Source organism: Streptomyces sp. NPDC002032 (genome assembly GCF_042890765.1).
In the GTDB taxonomy this organism is placed as follows: Bacteria; Actinomycetota; Actinomycetes; order Streptomycetales; family Streptomycetaceae; genus Streptomyces.
In genome coordinates, this window is sequence record NZ_JBIASM010000006.1 from 159,293 (window position 1) to 181,956 (window position 22,664).

The following is a 22,664-nucleotide window of genomic DNA, read 5'->3' on the forward strand; positions in this document are numbered from 1 at the left end:
CCTCGTCAGTCCGGGTCCGGGCCCTGGTCCTCGTCCGGTTTCGAGCGCTCGTACAGCTCGAACCAGATCGACTTGCCGGCGCCCCGGGGGTCGACGCCCCAGGTGTCGGCGAGCATCTCCATCAGCAGGACGCCGCGGCCGCTGGAGGCCATCTCCCCCGGCTGGCGCTTGTGGGGCGGCTCGTCGCTGCCGTCCGCGACCTCCACGCGCAGCCGCCGCGCCCCCAGCTCGCCCACCGCCTCCGCGACCAGCAGGGCGTCGCCGTCGGTGTGCACCAGCACGTTGGTCACCATCTCGGAGACCATCAGCACCGCGGAGTCCACCTGGTCGGGGTCCGCCCAGTCGTGCAGCAGCTCCCGGACCTGGCGCCGCGCGCCCGCGATCCGCTCCGGCTCGGCCTGCGCCACCGTCGCCGCCATGCGCCGCGCGGGCCGTGCGCCGTGCGGGAACGCGGGGCCGCAGCCGCAGGCCGCGCCCTCGCGGCAGAGCAGCACCACGGCTATGTCGTCCTCGCGGCGGTCGGCCAGCGGTCCGGTGGTGTGGTGCGAGGAGGGGCCGTGGACGGCCTGCACCAGCAGGTCGGCCAGCTCCTCCAGGCTCTCCGTGTCGTGCGCCCAGGTCTCCAGGACAACCCGCAGCCGGGCCCAGCCGGTGTCCAGGTCGTGCCCGCCGGTCTCGATCAGCCCGTCGGTGCACAGCATCATCGTCTCGCCGGGTTCCAGGGCGAACCGGGTCGTCGGGTAGTCCGTGTCGGGGACGATGCCGAGCGGCAGCCCGCCCGCCGTGGGCCGCATCAGGACGGTGCCGTCCGTCATCCGGACCGCCGGGTCGGGGTGCCCGGCCCGGGCCACCTCCAGCAGGCCCGTCTCCGGGTCGCACTCCACGTACAGGCAGGTCGCGAAGCGCGGGCTCTGGTACTCGGCGTCCCCGGCGGAGTCCGACTCCTGGGAGGAGCACAGCCCGGCCAGGAAGCGGGAGGCCCGCGAGAGCACCGCGTCCGGCCGGTGCCCCTCGGACGCGTAGGCCCGTACGGCGATCCGCAGCTGCCCCATCAGGCCCGCGGCCCGTACGTCGTGCCCCTGGACGTCGCCGATGACCAGCGCGAACCGGCCCGAGGGCAGCGGGATCATGTCGTACCAGTCGCCGCCGACCTGGAGCCCGCCGCCGGTGGGGACGTAGCGGGCGGCGATGGTCATGCCGGGGATCTCGGGCCCCAGCTGCGGCATCATCGACCTCTGGAGACCGGTGGTGAGTTCCCGTTCGGACTCGGCGACCCCGGCCCGCTGGAGGGCCTGGGCCAGCATCCGGGCCACCGTCGTCAGCACGGACCGCTCGTCGGGCGAGAACGTCACCGGGTGCTTGAAGGCGGCCATCCAGGCGCCCATGGTCCGCCCGGCCACGATCAGCGGCAGGAAGGCCCAGGACTCCCGGCCGAAGCGCTGCGCGAGCGGCCAGGTGACCGGGAAGCGCTCCAGGTAGTCCCCTGGGGTGGGCAGGTAGATCGCCCGGCCGGTGCGGACCACCTCGGCGGCCGGGTAGTCCGTGTCCACCCGCATGTCGCTGAAGGGGCTCTCGTCCCCCGGACCGTGCCCGTGGTGCCCGATGATCGACAGCCGGTCGCCCGCCACCCCGAAGACGGCCAGCCCGTCGGGGCTGAAGCCCGGCATCGACAGGGACGCCGCCACCCGCAGCACCTCCGCCGTGGAGCGGGCCTCGGCGAGCGCCCGGCCCGCGTCCAGCAGGAAGGCCTCGCGGGAGCGGCGCCAGTCGCCGGTGATCGGGGTGTGCACGGCGGTGGTGCCGGGCTGCGGCTCGGCGATCTCCTGGATGGTGCCGATCAGCTCGTAGTCGACCCGGCCCCCGGCGGACCGGTTCTCCATCGGCTTGCTGCGGCTGCGCACGGTGCGCAGCACGCGCCCGTCCTCGTCCATGATCCGCAGCCGGGCCTCGGCGAGGGTGTCCTCGGCGACGGCCAGGTTCACGATGCCGTTGATCTCGTTCCAGTCCACCGGGTGGAAGCGGGAGCGCACGGCCACCTCGGGCAGCACGACGGGCTCCGCGGGCAGCCCGAGCAGCCGGGCGGCCTCGCCGTCGAGGGTGACCGTCCCGGAGGCGTTGTCCCATCGCCACAGGCCGGTCGCGATGGCGGCCAGGACGTCCTCGGTGCGCACCCGGCCATCTTTACAGGTCATCCCACCGGGCCGCCTGTTCGCCGCCTCTCCGGGCGCGCCCGCCGGGCGGCCCGCCCGGACGGTAACCTTGGGACGGTTGAATCCACCCTGGTATCGCGTAGAACTGGATGACTGATGCATCGGTACAGGTCCCACACGTGCGGCGAGCTCCGTGCCTCCGACGTCGGCTCCGACGTCCGGCTGAGCGGCTGGCTGCACAATCGTCGAGACCTGGGCGGCATCCTCTTCATCGATCTGCGTGACCACTACGGCATCACGCAGCTCGTCGCCCGCCCCGGCACCGCCGCCGCCGCCGTCCTGGACAAGCTGTCCAAGGAGACGGTCGTGCGCGTCGACGGCAAGGTCGTCTCCCGCGGCGCCGACAACGTCAACCCGGAGCTGCCCACCGGCGAGATCGAGATCGAGGCCGCCGAGGTCGAGGTGCTCGGCGCGGCCGCCCCGCTGCCCTTCACGATCAACACCGACGACGGGGTGAACGAGGAGCGGCGCCTGGAGTACCGCTTCCTCGACCTGCGCCGCGAGCGCATGCACCGCAACATCATGCTGCGCTCGGCGGTCATCGCGTCGATCCGCTCGAAGATGGTGGCCCTCGGCTTCAACGAGATGGCGACCCCGATCCTCACCGCGACCTCTCCCGAGGGCGCCCGTGACTTCGTCGTCCCGTCCCGCCTGAACCCGGGCAAGTTCTACGCCCTGCCGCAGGCGCCGCAGCAGTTCAAGCAGCTGCTGATGATCTCGGGCTTCGACCGCTACTTCCAGATCGCGCCCTGCTTCCGCGACGAGGACGCCCGCGCGGACCGTTCGCCGGGCGAGTTCTACCAGCTCGACGTCGAGATGTCGTTCGTCGAGCAGGAGGACGTCTTCCAGCCGATCGAGCGCCTGATGACCGAGCTCTTCACCGAGTTCGGCGGCGGCCGCGAGGTCACCTCCCCCTTCCCGCGGATCCCGTTCCGCGAGTCGATGCTCAAGTACGGCAACGACAAGCCCGACCTGCGCGCCAAGCTGGAGCTCGTCGACATCACCGACGTGTTCGAGGGCTCGGAGTTCAAGGCGTTCGCCGGCAAGCACGTGCGTGCGCTGGCCGTCCCGGACACCGCCGCGCAGCCGCGCAAGTTCTTCGACGGCCTCGGCGAGTACGCGATCTCGCTGGGCGCCAAGGGCCTGGCCTGGGTCCGCGTCGGCGAGGACGGCGCCCTGACCGGCCCGATCGCCAAGTTCCTCACCGAGGAGAACGTCAAGGTCCTCACCGAGCGTCTGGGCCTCGCGGCCGGCCACGCGGTGTTCTTCGGCGCGGGCGAGTTCGACGAGGTCTCCAAGATCATGTCGGGCGTGCGCGTCGAGGCGGCCAAGCGGGCGGGCCACTTCGAGGAGAACGTCTTCCGCTTCTGCTGGATCGTCGACTTCCCGATGTACGAGAAGGACGAGGAGACCGGCAAGATCGACTTCTCCCACAACCCCTTCTCCATGCCGCAGGGCGGCATGAAGGACCTGGAGGAGAAGGACCCGCTCGACATCCTGGCCTGGCAGTACGACATCGTCTGCAACGGCATCGAGCTGTCCTCCGGCGCCATCCGCAACCACGAGCCCGAGGTCATGCTGAAGGCCTTCGCGATCGCCGGGTACGAGGCGGAGACCGTCGAGCGGGAGTTCGCGGGCATGCTGAAGGCGTTCCGCCTCGGCGCCCCGCCGCACGGTGGCATCGCCCCGGGCGTGGACCGCATCGTGATGCTGCTGGCCGACGAGCCGAACATCCGCGAGACCATCGCCTTCCCGCTGAACGGCAACGCCCAGGACCTGATGATGGGCGCGCCGACGGTGCTGGAGGAGGCCCGCCTGCGCGAGCTGAACATCGCGCTGCGCAAGCCGGTCGAGACGAAGACGGCGGCCTCGGAGCGGCCCGTCTCGGACGCGGTCATCCCCGACCCGGGTTCGCCGCGCGGCTGATCCGGGCCCGCGCCGGCCGTAGCGCGCGCAACGCATGTAACGCATGTAACGCCGAAGGCGGCGCCCCCTCCGTGGTGGAGGGGGCGCCGCCTTCGGCGTGGGGGGCCGTCTAGAAGCGCTCCAGCAGGCCCTTGAGGAGGGCGGCCGAGGTCAGTTCGGCGGGGGCCGGGCCGGCGTGGAAGAAGCCGGCGTTCTCGGCGTCCAGCTTGCGCAGGAAGTCGAAGGCCTTGTTGTCGTGGTCGCCGAACGCGACGAACTGCCAGTGCACCTCGGGGGCGGTGGCCGCCGCGTCGGCGATGGCCTGGCGGGCGGGCTGCCGGTTGTCGGGCGCGCCGTCCGTCTGGAAGACGACCAGGGCCGGGCCCGTGCCGCCGTCCTTGCGGTAGCGCTCCAGGACGGCCTCCACGGCCACGTGGTAGCTGGTGCGGCCCATGCGGGCCAGCTCGGCGTGCCGGGTCTCGACCCAGGCCGCGTCGTGGGCGTCGAGGGTCAGCTCGGCGGTGCCGTCCACCTCGGTGGAGAAGAACACCGTGTGGACGGTGGCCTCCTCGTCGAGGTGCGCGGCCAGCGCCAGGGTGTGGTCCGCCAGGTACTGGGCGCTGCCGTCCTTGTAGAAGCCGCGCATGGAGCCGGACCGGTCGAGCACGAGGTACACCTTGGCGCGGGCGCCGGCCCGGCCCTTGCCGCGCAGCACCTGAGCGGCGGCCTTGTACGGGGCCGCGACCCCGGCCGCCCGCCGCCGGACCGCTGCCGCGGCCACGGCGGGCCCCTGCCCTGCCTCGTCGGCGACGGCCTCCGCCTCGGCGTCGGCCTCGGCCTCGACCGGGGTGGCGGCTGCGGGCTCCGCCTCCGGCTCAGTGGCTTCGGCTTCCGCCGGGGTGGCCTCCGCCTCGGCGGCGGGCTCGGCGTGGGCCGCGACGGCCTCCGGCTCGGCGGCCGCTGCTGCGGGCTCGGGCTCCGGCTCGTCGGCAACGGCCTCGGCCGGGGCTGCGGCTGCTGCCACGGGCTCCGCCTCGGCGGGCGCGGGCTCGGCGTGGGCCGCGACGGCCTCCGGCTCGGCGGCGACGGCTTCCGCCGGGGTGGCCTCCGGCTCGGCGGGCGCGGGTTCGGCGTGGGCCGCGACGGCCTCCGGCTCGGCAGCCGCTGCTGCGGGCTCGGGCTCCGCCGGGGTGGCTTCGGCCTCGGTGGCCGGCTCGGCCGGGGCTGCGGCTGCTGCCACGGGCTCCGGCTCGGCGGGCGCGGGCTGCGCCTCCGCCTCGGTGGCGGCGGCTTCGGCTTCCGCCGGGGTGGCCTCCGCCTGGGCGGCGGGCTCGGCCGGGGCTTCGGCCGGGGCGGCTGCTGCTTCGGGCTCCGCATCGGTGGCCTGCGGCTCCGCCTCGGCCTCCGGCTCGGCGGCGAGGGCTTCGGCTTCCGCCGGGGTGGCCTCCGCCTTGGCGGCGGGCTCGGGCTCCGCCGGGGCGGCTTCGGCCTCCGCCTCGGCCGGGGTGGCTTCCGGCTCGGCGACCGTGACGGCCTCGGCCTTCGCCTCCGCCGGGGCGGCCTTCCGCTCGGCGGGGGTCGGGGGCGGCTGGGGGGCCGCCGCAGGCGACGGGCGGCGTGCCTCCGGGACCGTCGGGTCCGCGACCGGCGTCGGGGCGGTGAGCACCGTTCCCGGCTCGCGGTCCCGCGGCGCGGACTGCGGCGGGACGGTGGGGTTGTCGAAGGAGGCCGCCACCAGTTCGGCGGCCGCGTCCAGGGGATGGCGTTCCGCCTGGCTGGGGACCGCCGCCGAGGTGGAGGAGTCCGACGTCTCCGGAACCGGCTCGGCAGACCGTCCGAACACCTTGCGCAACAAGCTCCGAATACCCATGGGCCAGGCCTTTCGCATGAGTGCGTGCGTCATTTGTCCGTGCTGCGCGGTTGATCCCTGCCCAGAGTGGACACGTAAGGTTATCGGCCCCTTGGCTGGAACTTCGGCAGGGGCGCCTTTCGTGGCGCCCAGCCAACCAGGGAACCGGGGCCTGCGCCCGAACTGCCCCTCCGCCGTGCCGGGTTCATTCAGCGTTCACTCCCGTGCCGTCGCATCGGCGCAACCCGCGCCTAGCGTCGCGTCACCGCTGGTTCGTACCGACACGCTGTCGGCCCCGTGCACTCACCGGAGGACACTTCGTGCGCAAGCTCCTGCCGATCATCGGCAACCCGCATGGGAGCGGCCGTTCCGCTCTCACCTGTCGCTACCGCTGTGGCGACGCATGCTTCCACGAGGTGCCCAACACCAGCGACAACGAGTACGTCGGCGACGTCATGGCCCGCGCCTACTCGCGCCGCTCGATGCTGCGTTCCGCAGCCGTCGTCACCGTCGCGACCGCCGCCGGCACCGCCGTCGCCCTCGGTGCGGGCGGCGGCCAGTCCGCCGAGGCCACCCCCACCGCCGACCCCCAGGCCGGTTCCGGCGAGGCCGCGCGCGGTCTGCGTTTCAAGGCCGTCGCGCCGAACACCGACGACCGCGTCACCGTCCCCGAGGGCCACGACCAGAACGTCGTCATCCGCTGGGGCGACCCGATCGTCAAGGGCGCCCCGGGGTTCAACCCGGACAAGCAGACCGCCGCCGCCCAGGCCGGCCAGTTCGGGTACAACAACGACTTCCTGAGCCTGCTCCCGCTCGGCGGCGGCTACGAGCGCCGGCAGCTCCTCGTGGCCAACCACGAGTACACGGACGAGAACCTCATGTTCAAGGGCTACGACCCGGCGAACCCGACCCGCGAGCAGGTCGAGATCGCCTGGGCCGCGCACGGCCTCGGCGTCGTCGTCGTCCAGGAGGACCACCGCTCCGGCAAGCTGACGGCGGTCAACCGCCACCAGCTCAACCGCCGCCTCACCGCCACCAGCGAGTTCCGCCTCACCGGCCCGGCCGCCGGCAGCCCGCTGCTGAAGACCTCCGCCGACCCGACCGGCACCAAGGTGCTCGGCACGCTCAACAACTGCTCGGGCGGCACCACCCCGTGGGGCACCACCCTGCACGGCGAGGAGAACTTCAACCAGTACTTCGCCAACGCCGCGCAGGTCACCGACCCGGCCGAGGCCGCCCGCCTGAAGCGCTACGGCGTGAGCGCCGGCGCCACCGAGCGCAAGTGGGAGCGGTTCGACAAGCGCTTCGACTGCGTCCAGGAGCCCAACGAGTCCCACCGCTTCGGCTGGGTCGTCGAGCTGGACCCGTACGACCCGGGCTCCGTCCCGCGCAAGCGCACCGCGCTCGGCCGCTTCAAGCACGAGGGCGCCCAGCCGCGGCTGACCGAGGACGGCCGTCCCGTCGTCTACATGGGCGACGACGAGCGCTTCGACTACTTCTACAAGTTCGTCTCCTCGAAGCAGATGAAGAAGGGCGACTCGCGCGCGGCGAAGGAGCACAACCTCACGCTGCTCGACGAGGGCACCCTCTACGTCGCCAAGCTCAGCGGCGACTCCCCGGCCGAGGAGTTCGACGGCTCCGGCAAGCTGCCCGCCGACGCCCAGTTCGACGGTTCCGGCGTCTGGATCAAGCTCGCCACCGCCTCCCCCTCCGGCAACGTCTCGCACGTCCCCGGCATGAGCGCCGAAGAGGTGTTCGTCTTCACCCGCCAGGCCGGTGACAAGGTCGGCGCCACCAAGATGGACCGCCCCGAGGACATCGAGCCGAGCCCGCGCACGGGCCGCGTCTACGTGGTGCTGACGAACAACGCCGACCGGGGCAAGCCGGGCAAGGAGGGCGCGACCGAGCCCAACCCGCGCAACCTCAACAAGCACGGCCAGATCCTGGAGCTCGCAGAGAACTTCGACGACCCGGCGGGCGACGGCTTCGCCTGGCGGCTGTTCCTGGTCGCCGGCGACCCGAAGGACCCGTCGACCTTCTTCGCGGGCTTCCCGAAGGACAAGGTCAGCCCGATCTCCTGCCCGGACAACGTGACCTTCGACCCGCACGGCAACCTGTGGATCGCCACCGACGGCAACCAGCTCGGTTCGCACGACGGCCTGTTCGGCGTCGCCACCGCCGGTGAGCGCCGCGGTGAGCTCAAGCAGTTCCTCACCGTGCCGCGCGGCGCCGAGACCTGCGGTCCGCTGGTCCAGGACAAGCGCGTCCTGGTCGCCGTGCAGCACCCGGGCGAGATCGACGGCGCGTCCGTCGAGAAGCCGCAGTCGGTGTGGCCCGACGGTCCGGGCAAGATCGTCCGCCCGGCGGTCGTGTCGGTGTGGCGCAAGGACGGCAAGAACATCGGCGTCTGATCCGCCGGTCATCCTCGCTGCGGCGTGGGGCAGTTGGCCGCACCCCGGTCAACTGCCCTCCGTCAGCCGCCCCACCGGCAGCCGCAGGGTCGTCACCGCACCCCCGTCCGGGGCGTTGGCGAAGGTCAGGGTGATCTCCAGGACCGCGGCCTGCCCCGCCACGATGGTCAGGCCCAGCCCGTGGCCCCGGCCGCGGCCGGGGTCCCCGGTGCGGAAGCGCCGGGGGCCCTGCTCGATCAGCTCGGCGGGGTAGCCCGGCCCGTGGTCCCGTACCACCACCACCGGGCCCTCGACCGTCACCTCGACGGGCGGCCGCCCGTGCCGGTGGGCGTTGGCCAGCAGGTTGGCCAGGATCCGGTCGAGGCGCCGCCGGTCGGTGAGCACCGCCAGATCCCGTACCACCCGGACGTCGGCGGGCAGCCGGGTCCCCGCGACGGCCCGCTCCACGGCCCGGCCCAGCTCCACCCGGGCCAGGTCGGCCCGCTCCACCCCGGAGTCCAGCCGGGAGATCTCCAACAGGTCCTCGGTGAGCAGGTGCAGGGCCTTCAGCCGGTCGTTGATCATCTCTTTCGGGCGGCCCTCGGGGAGCAGCGCGGCCGCCGCCAGCGAGCCCGTCAGCGGGGTGCGCAGCTCGTGCGCGACATCGGCGGTGAACCGCTTCTCGGCCTCCAGCCGTCCCTGGAGCGAGGCCGCCATCGAGTCCAGCGCCTGGGCGACGTCCCGTACCTCGTCGTGGTGGCGGCGCGGCCGCTCCGTCTGCGCGTCCGCGTCGGCGGGCAGGCCCACCCGGGCGTCCAGGTCCCCCGCGCTGATCCGGCGGGCCACGGCGGCCGCCCCGGCGAGCCGCCGGCTGATCCGGTCCGCGAGGAAGAGCCCGGCCAGGGCCACCAGCCCGGCCGCGAGCGCCGAGCACGCCAGGATCGCGGTGTCGAGGTCGCGCAGCCGGTCGCGGGTGTTCCCGTACGGGATCCAGACGGCCAGGGCCTGCCGGTCGGCGGGTGCGGCCGCCCACATCACCGGCTTGCCCTCGCGGGTGCCGACCATGCTGCCGGTCCGGCCGCGCGCCACGAGCCCGCGCAGCGGGCGGGGCAGGCCGGGGGGGTCCAGGGCGGCGTTCACGTCGCCGTGGGCGGTGCCGTACTCGTAGTGGCCGAGGGCGTGGTCGAGGTCCCGGCCGGCTTCCTTGCGGACCTCTCCGACGACCTGCCGGGCGACCACGTCGTGCACGAGGATCCCGAGGACGGCCGCGACCAGGCAGCACACCGTCGTCGTGGTGAGGGCGATCTTCCACCGCAGGCTGCTCAGCGGGCGCATCGGGACCGGTTCGCGGGCAGCGGCACGTCGGTGAGGCCGTGGCACTCGTCGAGGGTGAGCTGCGACAGGCTCATGCTGCCCGTCTTCGGGTCCCAGACGTAGTCGGAGACCGAGATGTACTGCGGGTTCGTGGTCGGTTCGCGGATGGCCAGGTGCTCGGCGGCCACCTCGACCCCTTCCAGCACCCCGCGCCGGGCCAGGATCCGGGCGACGCGCCCGTCGTCGCGGACGCCGTACACGCGCAGCTCGCTGATCCGGCCGTCCACGTCCAGGGCGGTGATCAGCTCCTCCCGGCCGTCGCCCGTCAGGTCGTGCAGGACGCCGGGACGCACCGGGCAGTCCGGTCCGCCGTCCCGGGCCCGCGAGCACAGGGCGAGCCGCTGCGCCGCGCGCGGGTCGACCAGGCGGCCCGTGCCGCCGTCCTCGGCGGTGGCGGCGGTGATGTCGGCCCGTACGACGGCCAGCGCGTCGACCCCGCGCATGGTCCGGGCGGGCACCTCGGGCAGCCCGGGCACCACGGCGGGCGCGCCCGCCTGCTGGCCGGGGCCGGGCGGGGCGGGGTGGATGTCCTTCCACAGGCTGCGGGGGGCGTGCACCGTGCCGAGGTCGCCGCCGTCGCGCAGCCCCTCCGTATCGGCGCAGCCCGCCGCAGCCGCCAGAACGGCGGCGAGGACCATCACGGCCGGCACCCGGTGCATGCTCCGATGCTCCCCCGGCGGCCCCGGCCCGGCCCGGCCCGTGCGCCGTTCGGGGGACGCGCGCCGCCGGCTGGGGCGGGATGCCGGGGCGGGCCGCAGGACGGCGTGGTGTGCGGCCCGCGCGCCCGCCCGCGCGCCGCCGGTCAGCGCTCGGGCTGGGCGATGGCGCGCGCGGCCGCGACCTCGTGGTGGAGCGGGGCGAGTACGGAGTCCTCCGCACCCGGCGCCAGCGGCGGGATCCGGACCTCCTTCAGGGTCCGGCTGCTGCGCAGCCCCGCCGCCAGGCCGTGCAGCTCGGCGCTGAGGGCCGCCACCTCCGCCGCGTCGGGGGCGGCCGCGCCGTGGTTGACCCGGACGCGGGCGGCGGTCGTCGCGTCCACGATCCGCTCCAGGGCCACCACCAGCGGCCACCACGCGGCGGCCCGGGCCCCGGTGGGCGGCGGCTCGGTCAGCGCCCGCTGGAACTCGCTGCGCACGCCGGAGAGGTCCCGGTAGATGCGCCGCCGGGCCTGGAGCCGGATCTGCCGGGCCTCCCGCAGCGCGGCCTCGTCCGTGACGGGGGCGAAGGCGCGGTCCACGTAGCGGGCGGCGTCGTCCACGGTGTCGGCGAGCCGGTCCCCGATCCGGGCGTGCCAGCTCTCGGGCCACAGCAGGTATCCGGCGACGAGGGCGATGGCGCAGCCGATGAGGCTGTCCAGCAGCCGCGGCAGGATCAGGTCGAAGCCCTGGTGGTTGAGCAGGTCCGACAGGAGCAGGATCACCGGGGTGATGGCCGCGGTCTGGAAGGCGTATCCCTTGGCGGAGAAGACCGGGATCAGCGCGGCCAGCAGCACCATGACGGGTACGTCCCACCAGCCGCGCGGCACCTCGGCCAGGACGGCGGCGGCGAGCACGAGCCCGGCGGCCGTCCCCAGGGCGCGCAGCACGGCCCGGGAGAACACCGAGCCGAAGTCGGGCTTCAGGACGAAGGTGACGGTCAGCGCCACCCAGTAGGACCGCTCCACCGGGATGAGGGAGACCAGCGACTGCGCGAGCCCGATGCACAGGGCCAGGCGCAGCCCGTACCGCCAGGAGGCCGCGGAGAACACCATGTCGCGCACCGCCCGGCGGGCCCGCACGCCCAGGGCGGCGGGCCGCCCGAGGCGGTCGTCGATGTTGTTCGGGTCCGGGTCGGCGAGGTGCACGGTGACCGCGGCGTGCCGCAGCGCGGAGTCGAGGGCGCGCCCGGACGGCCCCTCGGGCGTGGGCAGGACCAGGTCGGGCGTTCCGCTGCGGCCGTCCTCGACGGCCCGGGCCAGGTCCCGTACGGCCGCCGGGACGGCGGGGTCCAGGGGTCTGCCGCGCAGGTGGACGGCGGGGGCGGCCTCGACCAGCGGGATCAGCGCGTTGAGCTGGGCGAGCATCCGCACCAGCGGGGCGCTGCGGCCGTGCACCAGGGCGCGGCGGGCCAGGACGAGGTCGTAGGCCTGGTTCAGGGCCTGGGTGACCCGCTGGCGGCACTCCTCGTACGCGGACTGCGGCCCGGCCGCGGCCTCCAGGCTGTCGGCCAGCGCCCGGTAGGCCCCGGCGACGGCCGTCCGTTCGGGGCCGCGGCCGCGCAGCGGCCAGCCCAGCAGGGTCAGGACGAGGACGAACAGGCCGCCCGCGGTGAGCAGGAGCGGGGCGGTCCACCAGGGCCGGGGCATCGGCAGGCCGGCGCCGACGACGGCGTTGAGCAGGAGCAGCAGCCCCGACACGGAGGCGACCGTGCCGATCGAGGAGATCATCCCGGAGACGAGGGCGATCAGGGTGAGGACGCCGACGGCGAGCCAGCCCTGTCCGAAGACGAGGGTGCCGATGGCGACCCCGATGGCGCCGAAGAGCTGCGGGACGGCGATGTTGAGGATCCGCATCCGGTAGGCGTCGGCGGTGTCGCCGATCACCCCGGACAGGGCGCCCATGGAGACGAGGGCGCCGTACTCGGGCTCGTCGAGGGCGAAGCCGACGGCGAGCGGGGTGGCGAGGGCGATGCCGGCCCGGACGGCCGCCGCCCAGGGTACGGGGGCGTGGTGGGGCCGCAGTCCGGCGAGCAGCCAGGCGGGGGGTGCCAGCGGCTTCGGGCGCGGTGGCCCGGACGGTATGTGCTCGGTGCGTCGTTCGGTGGTCATTCCGCTTCCGTGTCGCCGCTCGCGAATCGGTTCTTCTGGGGGGTTCTGCGGAGTATGGGCACTTCCGAGCTTATGGGGTGCGGCGCAGCCGTCCGGACAGCCATGCGGCCAGGGCGGCCAGCAGCCCGACGGCGAGCACCACCCAGGTGGTGGTCCGCAGGAACGCGGTGAGCGCGTCGTACACCGCTCCGGCGGCGGCCCGGTCGACGTCGGCGGGCAGGTCGTCGAGGGTGAGGCGGCGGCCCAGGACGACCGCGAGCCACAGCAGTACGGCCCCCGCGGCCAGTCCGAGGCCGGTGGCCAGGACCGCGCGGCGCCGGCGGACGGCCACCGCGACCGCCGAGACGGCGAGGACCAGGGTGAGCACCGGCAGCCAGACTCCGGCGATCTGGAGCATGTGGAACCCCTTCCGGAGGGCGCCGAGGTTGTCGTACTCCATGACCTTCACGGTCAGATGGGTTTGCGGGATGCGGTCCGCGAAGGGCACCCCGTCGGCGACGAGTTCGCCCCTGACCTGGGCCGTCACCGGTGCGAGGTCGATGGTGACGGCGTCTCCGCGGCCGCTGTCGAGGGCGGCGAGGAAGGCCGTGTGCGCGGCCCGGTTGGCGGCGTCCCAGGCCGTCCGGTAGGCGGGGGTCCCGGCGAAGGAGTGCAGGGCCTCGCCGATCAGGGCGTCCACGCCGCCCTGGAAGGGGCCCGCGTCGATCTGGCCGGCCAGGGCGCGGGTGGCCTGGGTGACGACCACCCCCTGGACGGCCCGGTTTTCGGCGAGCGGGGACATGGCGGCGGTGTAGCGCCCGGCGTCCGCCAGCTCGTGGTGGGTCCAGTAGGCGACCGCGCTCACGGGCACGAGGAGGGCCACGAGCACGATCAGGGCCGCCGAGAGATAGGTGCGCACGTCACCAGGGAAAGCCCCGGAGGGCGGGCCGCGCCAGTGGCACTGCTGCGTCCGGGTGGCCCGGGCGCGTCTCCGCGCACCCGTACGCGCACCCGCCCGCGTCCCGTACGCGCACCCGTACACGCCCCGCCCGGGCCGCGCTCGTCGCGCGGGCCCGTACGGCCCCCCTGCCACCCGGACGAGTGATCCACTTGCCGCCCCGGGGCGGCGGGTGTGCCCTGGAGGCTGGAAGAGAGGAGCCCGTCATGGCACACGCGGCACCCACCGCCCCGCGGCGGCACCGGCCGATGACGTCGGCGGCGGACATGGACCACACGGCCAGGAACGCCCTGACCCGCGCCCTGCTCATGGGCCTCGTCTACGGGGTCTGGGCGGCCTTCATCAAGCGCCAGACGGGCCCGGTCGACGCGGGCAACGTCTTCTACGGGATCCTGTGCGGCGTCCTGTTCGCCGCCATCATGTTCGCCCTCAACCGGGTCGGCCCGAGCCTGCCGCGGGAGCTGCACGCGGCCGCGTACGGCGTGTTCCTCGGTGTGGCCGCCGGCTACCTGCACAGCCTCACCAACCAGTCCGTCCTGCGGGCCTGCGGCGTCGGGCTCGCGGTCGGCGCGGGCTGCGCGATCATCGCGTTCTACCGCTACTACACGCGGGAACCCTGACCCGCCCGGCCCCCGCCCCCGCCCCGCCCCCGCCCCGCCCCCGCCCCGCCGGGGCCGTACTTTCGGCCGATCCCGGACCGGCCGGCCGCCTGAGGCGCCGGGCACCCGCGGGAGCGGACAGTGGACGGTGGCGCCGGTTCCCGTGCCCCGTGGTCGAACCTCACAGGACCACAACCCGTTGCCGGGGGCACGGGAACCGGCGCCGCCTCGTTCTCCTACGCGGCCGGGTCGGTGGACCCCTGCTGCGTCGCGGGCCCGGTCTCGCACCCGGCGGTGACGGGGTCGGGGGCGGTCCCGGTGGCCGGGGCGGCCGCCGCCGCCGGCTGCGGCGCGGTCCGCTCCGCGCTCGGCCGGGCGGGCGGGGAGAAGCGGGCGGCCTCGGCGCGGAGCATGGCGTTCAGGGCGGCGTACGGGTCGATGGGCATGGCGGAACCTCACGGTGGTTCGAGGAGTGTGGGGGGACGCGCTGCTGCTCGGCCCGCTCAGCAGCGCAGGACCACGCTCCGTACCGCCCTCGCGGACAGGGCCGGTACGGCCCCGCCACCCGCCGTCGCGCGGACCGGACGCGCCGGTTCGCACGCGTGTTTCACGTGAAACATTCCCGGCGGCAGCCTCCGGACGGCCGCCGTGCCCCGTGCGTCCGTGCGTACGGCCGCCCGGGCATCGCTGTCCCCGGCCCCGTCGGACTGCCCCTCGGTGGGCTCGGCCGGGGCGGAGGAGGCGGGACGGGAGTCGGCGCCCGGCGCGGCGGCCGTGGCCGCCGCCGGACCGGCGCCGAACAGGCACAGCAGCGCGACGCAGGCCACCGTCAGGGCCCGGGCCAGCACCGTCCGCGCGTCCCGCGTACCGCTCATGAGGCCTTCCCTGCCCCGCCACGCCGGGCGGCTCCCCACCCGGCCCCCAGAAGCCCCCGACCGGGGGACGAAGTCACCCCCCAGGGCTGACCCCGGACGGCCCGTCAGGAGCCGTCCGGCCCACCGCCGCCGCGCAGGGGGCCGGTGAGCCGGGCCAGGACCACCGTCTCGCCGCTGACCAGCCGCAGCCGGGCCCGTCCCGGCCGCTCCGCCGAAGAGTCGACCCCGCCGGGCGAGACCCGCTCGACGGTGAACACGGCCGTACGGTGGTCCGCGCGCGGGATCTCGATGGTGCGGCCCCGCCGCAGTCGGCCGAGCGGGAGCCCGTCCGCGGTGATCACGGCGGTACCGGCGGTCCCGGGGACCGGGGCCCCGGGGTCCCAGCCGGCCGCGCCCGGCGTGCCCGGCGTGCCCGGCGTGCCCTGCGTGCCCTGGGTGCCCGGCGTGCCCTGCGGAGCCCGCTCCAGCGGCAGGTCCACCCCCAGGCCGGGGATCCGCAGCCGCAGCGGCCGCGAGGCCCGCAGGGGCGGGACGGACACCTTCCGCGGCGTGTGCCCCGGGCCGTGGGCCCCCGAGTGTTCCAGCCCGTGCACCAGCCGCCGGTGCCCGGACAGCCCGAGCGCCCGTGAGGGCAGCGCGTCGGCCGCCCCCGGGGCCGCGGGCTCGGCGCCCTCGCTGCCGTGCAACAGGGCCACCCCGGTGCAGAGCAGAGTGACCGTCAGCGCGGCGACGATCCACTGGGCACGGGCCATGGCGTTCCTCCCGGTCCGGCTCGGACGGCCGGCTCCTGTGAGCAGTGGACCCTTCCAGGGTCGCCCGCTGCGCACCGGGACGCCGTGAGGTGACGGCGCGTCACCGGTGTGTCGCGTCCGCGCGCCCGAGTCTTCGCAGTTGGCGGGGGTGCGCCGGGCGTGCTCCCGGAACTGCCGCGGCTACGCCCGATCGGGTGAGCCGCTCCCACGGCCCCCATCCCCCGGCGGGTGTCCCGCGAAGTCCCGCCCGATGCCCCCGGGACAGCCCCGGACACCCCAGGACGCCCCCGGACACCTCTGGAGGGCGCGCTAGAGGGCGCGCGCCGGCCAGTCCAGCAGCCGGGCCCCGATCACGGCCGTCTGCAGGGTGTACCGCTGGACCGGGTCCCCGGGGTCGGTCCCGGTCAGCCGGTGGATCCGCTCCAGCCGGTAGGTCAGGGCCCGCACGCTCAGGTTCAGCCGCCGGGCGGCCTCCGCGGCCACGCATCCCGAGCCGAAGTACGCGTCCAGGGTCTCCAGCAGCGGCTCGGCCCCGCCGCGCCCGGCGCGCAGCGGCCCGAGCACGCTCAGGACCAGATCGGCCATGGCGGCCCGGTCCCGGGTCAGCACGGGGAAGACCAGCAGGTCGGCGGCGTGCAGCACGGGCCCCGCGAGGCCGAGCCGGTCCGCGAGGTCGAGGGCGCCCAGCGCCTCCTCGTACGAGGTCACCACCCCGCCCGCGCCCGGATGCGGGCGTCCCACCGCGACGAGCCCCCGGGCGCCGAACGCCGCGCACGCGTGCTGCGCGAAGCAGGACAGCACCTCGTCGTCGGCGCCCGGTGCCACGCAGATGAGCCGGCCGTCCTTGGTGGCGAGCAGGACGGTGCGGTCCCCGAACCGGGCGGTGAGGGCCAGTTCGACCTGGCGGACGGCCGCGCCGGTGTCCTCGTAGGACTCGGGGCCGCGGGCGACGCCCACCGCGTGCGCCCGCGCCAGGTGCAGTCCGAAGCGGGCCGCGCGCTCGCTGAGGCGGCCGAGGTCGCTGCGTCCGAGGAGCAGGTCGTCGATGAACTCCCGCCGCGCGGCCTCCTCCTGGCGCACGGCCAGGCGCTGGGCGCGTTCGTACCCCTCGGCGAAGGCGTCGACGGCCACTTCCACCGCCGCCAGCACATGGTGGGGGACGGTCCGGCCGCCCAGCGCGGTCCGGGTGGCGGCCAGATGGGCGCCGACCAGGCCGCGCAGCCCGTACCCGGCTTCGGCGGCCCTCTCGCCGAGCGCACGGCGGGCGTCGAGCGCCTCGCGCCCGGGCCGGCGGCCGGTGGAGCGGACATCGGCGAGGATCCCCGCGTACCCGGCCAGATACTCCTCGGGTATGTCCCGTCCTGACGTCACACCGGCTCCCCCGTCGATTTCCGGCCCCCATTGTCTCCGCAGGGCCTCGAACAGGCCTGGTCCGGGGCCGACATCGGGCCCGGCAGCGGGCCCGGGCCAGGGGGGCCGCGAGGGTCAGATCACCACGAAAGCGACCGCCGCCGCCCCCATGAGGGCGGCGGCGAGGTGGATGGCGGGGTGTCCGTAGTCGCCGAACAGCAGCTGGCGGGCCAGTCCGCCCACGGCGGCCAGGGCGGTGATGACGCCGATCTGCGCGAGCAGGGTGGCCGCCGTGAAGGGCGCCACGAGCAGGAGCAACGAGTTCAGCCAGAAGGGTGCGGCGCCGGTCCAGCCCCGCCATTCCCAGATCGCGGTCGGCATGTCCCGGCTCCCACCTTTCACACCCGCAACAGGTGTGTCGTGCTCAACTCGTCGGCTGTACAGACTCCTTGGGCGCGACGACCGGGGCAATAGCGCGTTCGGCTAGAAATCCGAAGACGAGGCCGAAAGTCGCCCACAGGGCGGCCTGGATGGCCAGGGACGTGAGACGGAACTGCCAGATCAGCACCGCCGGGAAGTCCGCCGGGACCTCGTTGACCCCGGGCAGCAGGGCGTAGGCCAGGCCGACCGCGGCGACGAAGGCGAGCGAGGCGACGACGGAGGCGTTCCAGTGGCCCAGCGCGGGGGCGAGGCGACGGCCCAGGATCAGGGCGCCCGCCCCGAGCAGCAGGCTCAGGGCGATCATCAGGACGAACAGCGTGGTCCGCCGGACCACGGTGTCGGGGTCGCCCACGGCGGGCGGATTGGCCGGGTACTTGAGGAACGGCACCACGTTCAGGGTCAGGAACAGCCCGCCGGAGACCAGCAGCGCGGTGGCCCGCGGGCCGAAGCGGCCGATCCGGCCCAGGGCGTAGCAGAAGACGAGCGCGGCGATGCCGCCGAAGGCGACGCCGTAGAGCAGGGTGCCGGTGCCGAGGCCGGCCGTGGCCTGGAGGGCCCGGCTGACGGGCGCGTCCCCGGCATGGTCGTGCATGGGGGAGCCGGCTTCCTCGATGGCGATGGCGGCGTCGACCTTGGACTCGCCGAGCAGGTACGCGACGAGGAAGGCGACGGCGCCGGCCAACAGGCCGGCGAGCATGCCCCGCACGAGCAGGACACGGGGGGAGATGGGGTTCATGCTTCGGTTTCCCTTGCTGGGGCGGAGACGACGAGCGGGAGCTCACGGGGCCGCACGGGCGCGGAAGCCGCACGCGAACAGGGCACGGCGGACCCCCCGTACGGGCGGGCCGTACGGGGACGCCGTGGAGCCGTCGCGCGCGGGGGAGTTCCGGGCGGGTGCGGGGGCCGGGCGGTCAGCCGGTCAGTGGCAGGGGAAACCGAGCAGGTGGCGGCCGTCGTGCATCCACTCGTGGATGCCCTCGCCCTGGAAGACCGCGGTGGCGCCCTGCTCGGCGCCGACGAGGTAGAGCAGGACGAGCATGAGGACGCCCACGAACAGCGCCCAGGGGGCCAGTTCCTTCAGGGAAAGCGGGGCGACGGCGACGGGCGCCGACGTGGGAACGGCGGAGTGGGCCATGGCGAACCTCCAGGGGGAACACGCGTCCCGGTCAGTGGTGCTCTCGAAGAAGGTGGCGGGTCTGACTTCCCTGCCCACGTCGCCGCGGGAGGATTCACAGTGGCGCGACCGTGCCGGATTCTCACCGGTACTTCCGTCGTACCTTCTTCATGTCGTCCGAGACCGTACCGCGCGCATGGCCTGAACACCACGGCGTGTGTTCGCCGTCTCACGCCCTGGGCGTGCGCCGCGGGCGGCCGTACGCTCCCTGCCATGGCCCCCACGACGACGCCCGACGCCCGCCCCGCGCCGCCCGTACGGCTGCACCTGACCACGCCCGCGCTCGACGGGGCCGCCCGCGCGGGCCGCTTCGGCCACGGCGATCCGTGCCCGGGCCACGCGGGCCTGGCCGCTCCGGCGACGGGGGACTGGGCGGGACGGACCCTGGAGGAGGTCGCCGCCGAGGACCCGCTGGGGGTCCGGCGCTGGCTGACCGATCCGCAGTACGCGCCGCCCGGCGGCGGGGAGTCGGTGGCCGCGCTGATCGCCCGGACGGGCGCGCACCTGGCGGCGCTGCCGCCGGGCCGGCACGACGCGGTGGTGGCGCAGGCCGTCGTACGGGCGGCGGTGGTGTGGGCCCTGGAACTGCCCCCGGCGGCCTTCTGGCGGCTCGACGTACGGCCGGGGACCGTGACCGCCCTCAGCGGGCGCGCGGGCCGCTGGAACCTGCGCGTGGGCAGCCCCGTACGGGACTGCCCACCGGGGTGAGGAGGGGGTGCGGGGCGTTACGCCACGATCCAGTCGGAGGTGGCGATCACCGGCTGCACCCCGTCGCGGTGGATCGTGCCCTCGATCAGGCCGTACATCCGGTCCGCCGCGAAGTAGACCTCGTTGTCGTTCTTCAGCCCGAAGGGCTCCAGGTCGACGAGGAAGTGGTGCTTGTTGGGCAGGTTGAGGCGCACCTCGTTGACCTTGGGGCAGTTGTCCAGGACCCGCTCGGCCATCTGGTTCAGGGTCTGCTGGAGCGAGTACGAGTACGTCTCCGCGAAGGCGTCCAGCAGGTGCTTGCGGACCTTCTTGTACGACCGGTCCCAGTCGAACTCCGGGTCCTCGGCGGCCAGCGCCGAATGCGCCCAGCGGGAGGTGACCTTGGTGGCCAGGATGCGGTCGTACGCCTCCTGGAGGGTCGTGTACCTGTCCTTGATGTAGCCGTGGAACTCGGAGTTGGTCGAGTTCATCACCGTCAGGTCCTTCAGACCCGAGATGACCTGGAGACCGGTGGTCTCGCTGTAGGTGACCTGCGCGGTGCGAACTTCCTGGCCCTTGAGGACGAAGGAGTGCTGCTCCTTGCGCGTCGGGACCGGGATCCGCTCCCAGGCGTACTCCTCGATGCGGATCTGCGCCTCGCGGATCGGCGCCTGCGAGGAGACGAAGTGCCTGGCCAGCAGTGTGCCGAAGGCCTCGGGGGAGGCGATGCCGTGCTCCTTGGCGAAGGCGTACACCGTGTTCTTGGTGGTGTCGGTCGGCAGGCAGTTGGCGTTGTCGCCGGTCAGGTGGACGTCGCGGAACTCGCCGCGGAGCGCGACGGAGACGTTGAGGTCGCGGATCTCGTGCCAGGAACCGTCGCTGCCCTTGCGGGTCACCTTCACGATGCGGTTCTCGGCCTTGCCGTACTGGTTCTGGGCCAGGACGTGCTTGCTCATGGTGTCTTCCTTCGGGTACTCGGGAACACGGAGTCCGGTCATCTGGATCCCGTACGCCCGGCGTCCAGCGCCCGCCCCGAACCGAAGACGTGCCGCTCCCCGCCGTTCGGCCCGTGGGGCCGCCCCGGGACTGACGTGCATCCCGGTCCGTAGGTGCTTGATTCGTACTGACTGGATTGCAGCACGCGTACGGCGGGTCAACACCGCACCGATCGTCCGAACACCGGCCCCCACGGCTTGGGCGACCCCACAACCACGCGGGTCAGTCCATGTGCGCGTCCGTGACCGAGAGGGCTTCGTCGAGGATCGCCAGGCCCTTGGCCACGTCTTCGGCGGAGATGTTGCAGGGCGGGGCGACGTGCATCCGGTTCCCGGCGAGGAGCGGCCACAGGCCGCCCTTCTTCAGGGCCGCGCCGAAGGCCGCCATCGGCGCGGCCTCGGCGCCGGAGGCGTTGTACGGGACGAGCGGCTCGCGCGTGTCCGCGTCCCGTACGAGTTCCAGGGCCCAGAAGGTGCCCAGGCCCCGGACCTCGCCGACCGAGGGGTGCCGCTCGGCGATCTCGCGCAGGCCGGGGCCCAGGAGTCCGGCGCCGGTGCGGGCGGAGCCCCCGACGATGTCCTCCTCCTCCATCACGTTGATCGTGGCGACGGCGGCGGCGCAGGCCAGCACGTGCCCCGAGTACGTCAGCCCGCCCGGGTAGGGGCGGCGGGCGAAGGTCTCCGCGATGGCGGCGGAGATGGCGACGCCGCCGAGCGGCACGTAACCGCTGGTGACGCCCTTGGCGAAGCAGATGAGGTCGGGGGTGACGTCCCAGTGCTCGGCGGCGAACCAGGTGCCGGTGCGGCCGAAGCCCACCATGACCTCGTCGAGGATGAAGACGATCCCGTACCGGTCGCAGAGCGCGCGGACGCCCGCCAGGTAGCCGGCCGGGGGCACGAGCACGCCCACGGCGCCGCCGACGGTCTCCAGGATGATCGCGGCGATGGACTGCGGCCCCTCGAAGACGATCGTGTCCTCCAGGTGGCGCAGGGCCCGCTCGCACTCCTCGGCCTCGGTGGTGGCGTGGAAGGGCGAGCGGTAGAGGAACGGGCCCCAGAAGTGCACGACCCCGGCGGTCGCGGTGTCGTTGCCGAACCGGCGGGCGTCCCCGGTGAGGTTGATCGCGGTGGAGGTCGCCCCGTGGTACGAGCGGTACGCGGCCATCACCTTGGGCCGGCCCGTGTGCACCCGGGCCATCCGCACGGCGTTCTCGACGGCCTCGGCGCCCGCGTTCGTGAAGAAGATCTTGTCCAGGTCCCCGGGGGTGCGCTCGGCGATCAGGCGGGCCGCCTCGGAGCGGACGTCCACGGCGAAGCCGGGCGCGACGGTGCAGAGCCGGGCGGACTGCTCGGCGATGGCCGCCGCGACCTTGGGGTGCTGGTAGCCGATGTTCGTGTAGACGAGCGCGCTGGAGAAATCGAGGTAGCGGTTGCCCTCGTAGTCCCAGAAGTACGAGCCCTCGGCCCCGGCCACGGCCAGCGGGTCGATGAGCTCCTGCGCCGACCAGGAGTGGAAAACATGGCTCCGGTCGGCGGCTTTCACGGCGGCGAGGGCATCGGCTTCTGCGTTCATGTGCCGAGGGTAGTTGTCCAGGATGTGGACCCCGGGCTGGCTCCGGTGCGGCGCGGCCGGGGGGTGACTTGACGGACCGGACGGAGCCCGCTCGACGGGCCCGGCGCCGCCGCCTAGCGTCGCTCGAACCGGCCGCTCCACGGGGGAGGGCGGCGGGCACCACCCGGCGGGGCCCCCTTCTGGGCCCTCCGCACCGCGCGGAGGGCCCAGAAGGGGGCCCCGCTGTGTTCCGCGGATCCGGCCACCGGACGATTGGATTTGTGCCTCCAGGTCGGGGGTAGGTGCGGCGCCGGGGGTAAGGGCGCCGGTGGAGACGGGAGAACTGTGGCCGAGCAGACGCGGAGGCTGGTCCTCGGCGGTGGTACGACGGGTGTCGTGACCCGCTGTCGGGACTTCACGCGGCGTGCCCTCGCGGACTGGGCCTGGCCGGCCGGATCCGAGGCCGAGGACGACGTCCTGTTGCTGGTCTCGGAGGTGGTCACCAATGCCTGCCTGCATGCGGGCGGGCCGCGCGAGCTGGTGCTGCGGCACGGCCCCGGGTGGCTGCGTGCCGAGGTCACCGACGACAGCCCCGAGCCGCCGAGTCCCCGGCCGCCGGACCGGGGACGGCCGGGCGGGCACGGGCTGATCCTGCTGCGCAGGCTCGCCCGCAGCTGGGGCTGGGCCCCGGCGCCGCCGGGCAAGACCGTGTGGCTGGAGGTTCCGACGCCGCCCCGGCCGGACGCGGGCTGACGCTCCGGGCAGGCG

At 74.4% G+C, this 22,664-nt stretch carries 20 protein-coding genes; 5 read left to right on the forward strand and 15 right to left on the reverse strand.

The window, feature by feature from the left end:
• Positions 1–5 precede the first annotated feature (5 nt).
• Entirely contained in the window at positions 6–2,171 is a 2,166-nt protein-coding gene (locus ACFYYT_RS16710; protein ID WP_351823721.1) for a SpoIIE family protein phosphatase, read from the reverse strand.
• 135 nt (positions 2,172–2,306) lie between these two features.
• Here ACFYYT_RS16710 and aspS point away from each other — a divergent pair, with 135 nt between their 5' ends.
• Positions 2,307–4,136 (forward strand): aspartate--tRNA ligase, encoded by a 1,830-nt coding sequence (gene aspS, locus ACFYYT_RS16715; RefSeq protein ID WP_351823668.1) that lies wholly within the window; start codon positions 2,307–2,309, stop codon positions 4,134–4,136.
• A 109-nt stretch (positions 4,137–4,245) separates the two neighbouring features.
• Here aspS and ACFYYT_RS16720 read toward each other — a convergent pair whose 3' ends face one another.
• A complete protein-coding gene (locus tag ACFYYT_RS16720; RefSeq protein ID WP_351823671.1) occupies positions 4,246–5,985 on the reverse strand; it encodes a VWA domain-containing protein in 1,740 nt (579 codons plus the stop codon).
• Between the two features lie 299 nt (positions 5,986–6,284).
• Here ACFYYT_RS16720 and ACFYYT_RS16725 point away from each other — a divergent pair, with 299 nt between their 5' ends.
• Positions 6,285–8,375 (forward strand): PhoX family phosphatase, encoded by a 2,091-nt coding sequence (locus ACFYYT_RS16725; RefSeq protein ID WP_351823674.1) that lies wholly within the window; start codon positions 6,285–6,287, stop codon positions 8,373–8,375.
• Positions 8,376–8,423: 48 nt separating this feature from the next.
• Here ACFYYT_RS16725 and ACFYYT_RS16730 read toward each other — a convergent pair whose 3' ends face one another.
• From ACFYYT_RS16730 to ACFYYT_RS16745, 4 genes are all read right to left on the reverse strand, one after another.
• Entirely contained in the window at positions 8,424–9,689 is a 1,266-nt protein-coding gene (locus tag ACFYYT_RS16730) for a HAMP domain-containing sensor histidine kinase (RefSeq protein WP_351823677.1), read from the reverse strand.
• Positions 9,677–10,387: a hypothetical protein gene (locus ACFYYT_RS16735; protein WP_351823680.1), complete on the reverse strand. Its 711-nt coding sequence runs from the start codon at positions 10,385–10,387 to the stop codon at positions 9,677–9,679. The genes ACFYYT_RS16730 and ACFYYT_RS16735 overlap by 13 nt, the downstream gene beginning before the upstream one ends.
• A 143-nt stretch (positions 10,388–10,530) precedes the next feature.
• Positions 10,531–12,534 (reverse strand): FUSC family protein, encoded by a 2,004-nt coding sequence (locus tag ACFYYT_RS16740; protein ID WP_351823683.1) that lies wholly within the window; start codon positions 12,532–12,534, stop codon positions 10,531–10,533.
• Positions 12,535–12,604: 70 nt separating this feature from the next.
• Positions 12,605–13,432 (reverse strand): hypothetical protein, encoded by an 828-nt coding sequence (locus ACFYYT_RS16745; protein WP_351823686.1) that lies wholly within the window; start codon positions 13,430–13,432, stop codon positions 12,605–12,607.
• Positions 13,433–13,677: 245 nt separating this feature from the next.
• On the opposite strand from ACFYYT_RS16745, the gene ACFYYT_RS16750 reads away from it, so the two are divergent.
• Positions 13,678–14,091, forward strand: a complete 414-nt coding sequence (locus tag ACFYYT_RS16750) for a hypothetical protein (RefSeq protein ID WP_351823688.1) — start codon at positions 13,678–13,680, stop codon at positions 14,089–14,091.
• Positions 14,092–14,306: 215 nt separating this feature from the next.
• Here the strand turns inward: ACFYYT_RS16750 and ACFYYT_RS16755 are convergent, their stop codons facing one another.
• From ACFYYT_RS16755 to ACFYYT_RS16785, 7 genes are all read right to left on the reverse strand, one after another.
• The gene (locus ACFYYT_RS16755; protein WP_351823691.1) at positions 14,307–14,516 is read right to left on the reverse strand and encodes a hypothetical protein; all 210 of its coding nucleotides are present in this window, start codon (positions 14,514–14,516) and stop codon (positions 14,307–14,309) included.
• 57 nt (positions 14,517–14,573) lie between these two features.
• A complete protein-coding gene (locus ACFYYT_RS16760; protein WP_351823694.1) occupies positions 14,574–14,945 on the reverse strand; it encodes a hypothetical protein in 372 nt (123 codons plus the stop codon).
• 104 nt (positions 14,946–15,049) lie between these two features.
• Complete coding sequence (locus ACFYYT_RS16765) at positions 15,050–15,697, reverse strand: class F sortase (protein ID WP_351823697.1); 648 nt, start codon at positions 15,695–15,697, stop codon at positions 15,050–15,052.
• A gap of 309 nt (positions 15,698–16,006) precedes the next feature.
• Positions 16,007–17,068 (reverse strand): helix-turn-helix domain-containing protein, encoded by a 1,062-nt coding sequence (locus ACFYYT_RS16770; protein ID WP_351823700.1) that lies wholly within the window; start codon positions 17,066–17,068, stop codon positions 16,007–16,009.
• Between the two features lie 114 nt (positions 17,069–17,182).
• Positions 17,183–17,428, reverse strand: coding sequence for a hypothetical protein (locus ACFYYT_RS16775; protein WP_351823703.1), 246 nt, complete (start codon positions 17,426–17,428; stop codon positions 17,183–17,185).
• A 43-nt stretch (positions 17,429–17,471) separates the two neighbouring features.
• Entirely contained in the window at positions 17,472–18,224 is a 753-nt protein-coding gene (locus ACFYYT_RS16780) for a CbtA family protein (protein WP_351823706.1), read from the reverse strand.
• A gap of 183 nt (positions 18,225–18,407) precedes the next feature.
• On the reverse strand, positions 18,408–18,623 hold the full coding sequence (locus ACFYYT_RS16785; protein ID WP_351823709.1) for a CbtB-domain containing protein: 216 nt from the start codon (positions 18,621–18,623) through the stop codon (positions 18,408–18,410).
• Positions 18,624–18,875: 252 nt separating this feature from the next.
• Here ACFYYT_RS16785 and ACFYYT_RS16790 point away from each other — a divergent pair, with 252 nt between their 5' ends.
• Complete coding sequence (locus tag ACFYYT_RS16790; RefSeq protein ID WP_351823712.1) at positions 18,876–19,370, forward strand: histidine phosphatase family protein; 495 nt, start codon at positions 18,876–18,878, stop codon at positions 19,368–19,370.
• Positions 19,371–19,387: 17 nt separating this feature from the next.
• Here the strand turns inward: ACFYYT_RS16790 and pucL are convergent, their stop codons facing one another.
• A complete protein-coding gene (gene pucL, locus ACFYYT_RS16795) occupies positions 19,388–20,305 on the reverse strand; it encodes a factor-independent urate hydroxylase (protein ID WP_351823715.1) in 918 nt (305 codons plus the stop codon).
• Between the two features lie 262 nt (positions 20,306–20,567).
• A complete protein-coding gene (locus tag ACFYYT_RS16800; protein ID WP_351823718.1) occupies positions 20,568–21,917 on the reverse strand; it encodes an aspartate aminotransferase family protein in 1,350 nt (449 codons plus the stop codon).
• A 324-nt stretch (positions 21,918–22,241) separates the two neighbouring features.
• Here ACFYYT_RS16800 and ACFYYT_RS16805 point away from each other — a divergent pair, with 324 nt between their 5' ends.
• Positions 22,242–22,649 (forward strand): ATP-binding protein, encoded by a 408-nt coding sequence (locus ACFYYT_RS16805; RefSeq protein ID WP_351831817.1) that lies wholly within the window; start codon positions 22,242–22,244, stop codon positions 22,647–22,649.
• The last annotated feature ends 15 nt before the right edge of the window (positions 22,650–22,664 follow it).

What these genes read in the sequence shown, in the direction of transcription:
- ACFYYT_RS16720 (WP_351823671.1), bottom strand. Translation starts at nt 5,985, where the DNA reads ATGGGTATTCGGAGCTTGTTGCGCAAGGTGTTCGGACGGTCTGCCGAG.
- ACFYYT_RS16755 (WP_351823691.1), bottom strand. Translation starts at nt 14,516, where the DNA reads ATGCCCATCGACCCGTACGCCGCCCTGAACGCCATGCTCCGCGCCGAG.
- ACFYYT_RS16800 (WP_351823718.1), bottom strand. Translation starts at nt 21,917, where the DNA reads ATGAACGCAGAAGCCGATGCCCTCGCCGCCGTGAAAGCCGCCGACCGG.
- ACFYYT_RS16730 (WP_351823677.1), bottom strand. Translation starts at nt 9,689, where the DNA reads ATGCGCCCGCTGAGCAGCCTGCGGTGGAAGATCGCCCTCACCACGACG.
- ACFYYT_RS16785 (WP_351823709.1), bottom strand. Translation starts at nt 18,623, where the DNA reads ATGGCCCACTCCGCCGTTCCCACGTCGGCGCCCGTCGCCGTCGCCCCG.
- ACFYYT_RS16760 (WP_351823694.1), bottom strand. Translation starts at nt 14,945, where the DNA reads ATGAGCGGTACGCGGGACGCGCGGACGGTGCTGGCCCGGGCCCTGACG.
- ACFYYT_RS16765 (WP_351823697.1), bottom strand. Translation starts at nt 15,697, where the DNA reads ATGGCCCGTGCCCAGTGGATCGTCGCCGCGCTGACGGTCACTCTGCTC.
- ACFYYT_RS16780 (WP_351823706.1), bottom strand. Translation starts at nt 18,224, where the DNA reads ATGAACCCCATCTCCCCCCGTGTCCTGCTCGTGCGGGGCATGCTCGCC.
- ACFYYT_RS16750 (WP_351823688.1), top strand. Translation starts at nt 13,678, where the DNA reads ATGGCACACGCGGCACCCACCGCCCCGCGGCGGCACCGGCCGATGACG.
- ACFYYT_RS16735 (WP_351823680.1), bottom strand. Translation starts at nt 10,387, where the DNA reads ATGCACCGGGTGCCGGCCGTGATGGTCCTCGCCGCCGTTCTGGCGGCT.
- ACFYYT_RS16775 (WP_351823703.1), bottom strand. Translation starts at nt 17,428, where the DNA reads ATGCCGACCGCGATCTGGGAATGGCGGGGCTGGACCGGCGCCGCACCC.
- pucL (WP_351823715.1), bottom strand. Translation starts at nt 20,305, where the DNA reads ATGAGCAAGCACGTCCTGGCCCAGAACCAGTACGGCAAGGCCGAGAAC.
- ACFYYT_RS16790 (WP_351823712.1), top strand. Translation starts at nt 18,876, where the DNA reads ATGGCCCCCACGACGACGCCCGACGCCCGCCCCGCGCCGCCCGTACGG.
- aspS (WP_351823668.1), top strand. Translation starts at nt 2,307, where the DNA reads ATGCATCGGTACAGGTCCCACACGTGCGGCGAGCTCCGTGCCTCCGAC.
- ACFYYT_RS16740 (WP_351823683.1), bottom strand. Translation starts at nt 12,534, where the DNA reads ATGACCACCGAACGACGCACCGAGCACATACCGTCCGGGCCACCGCGC.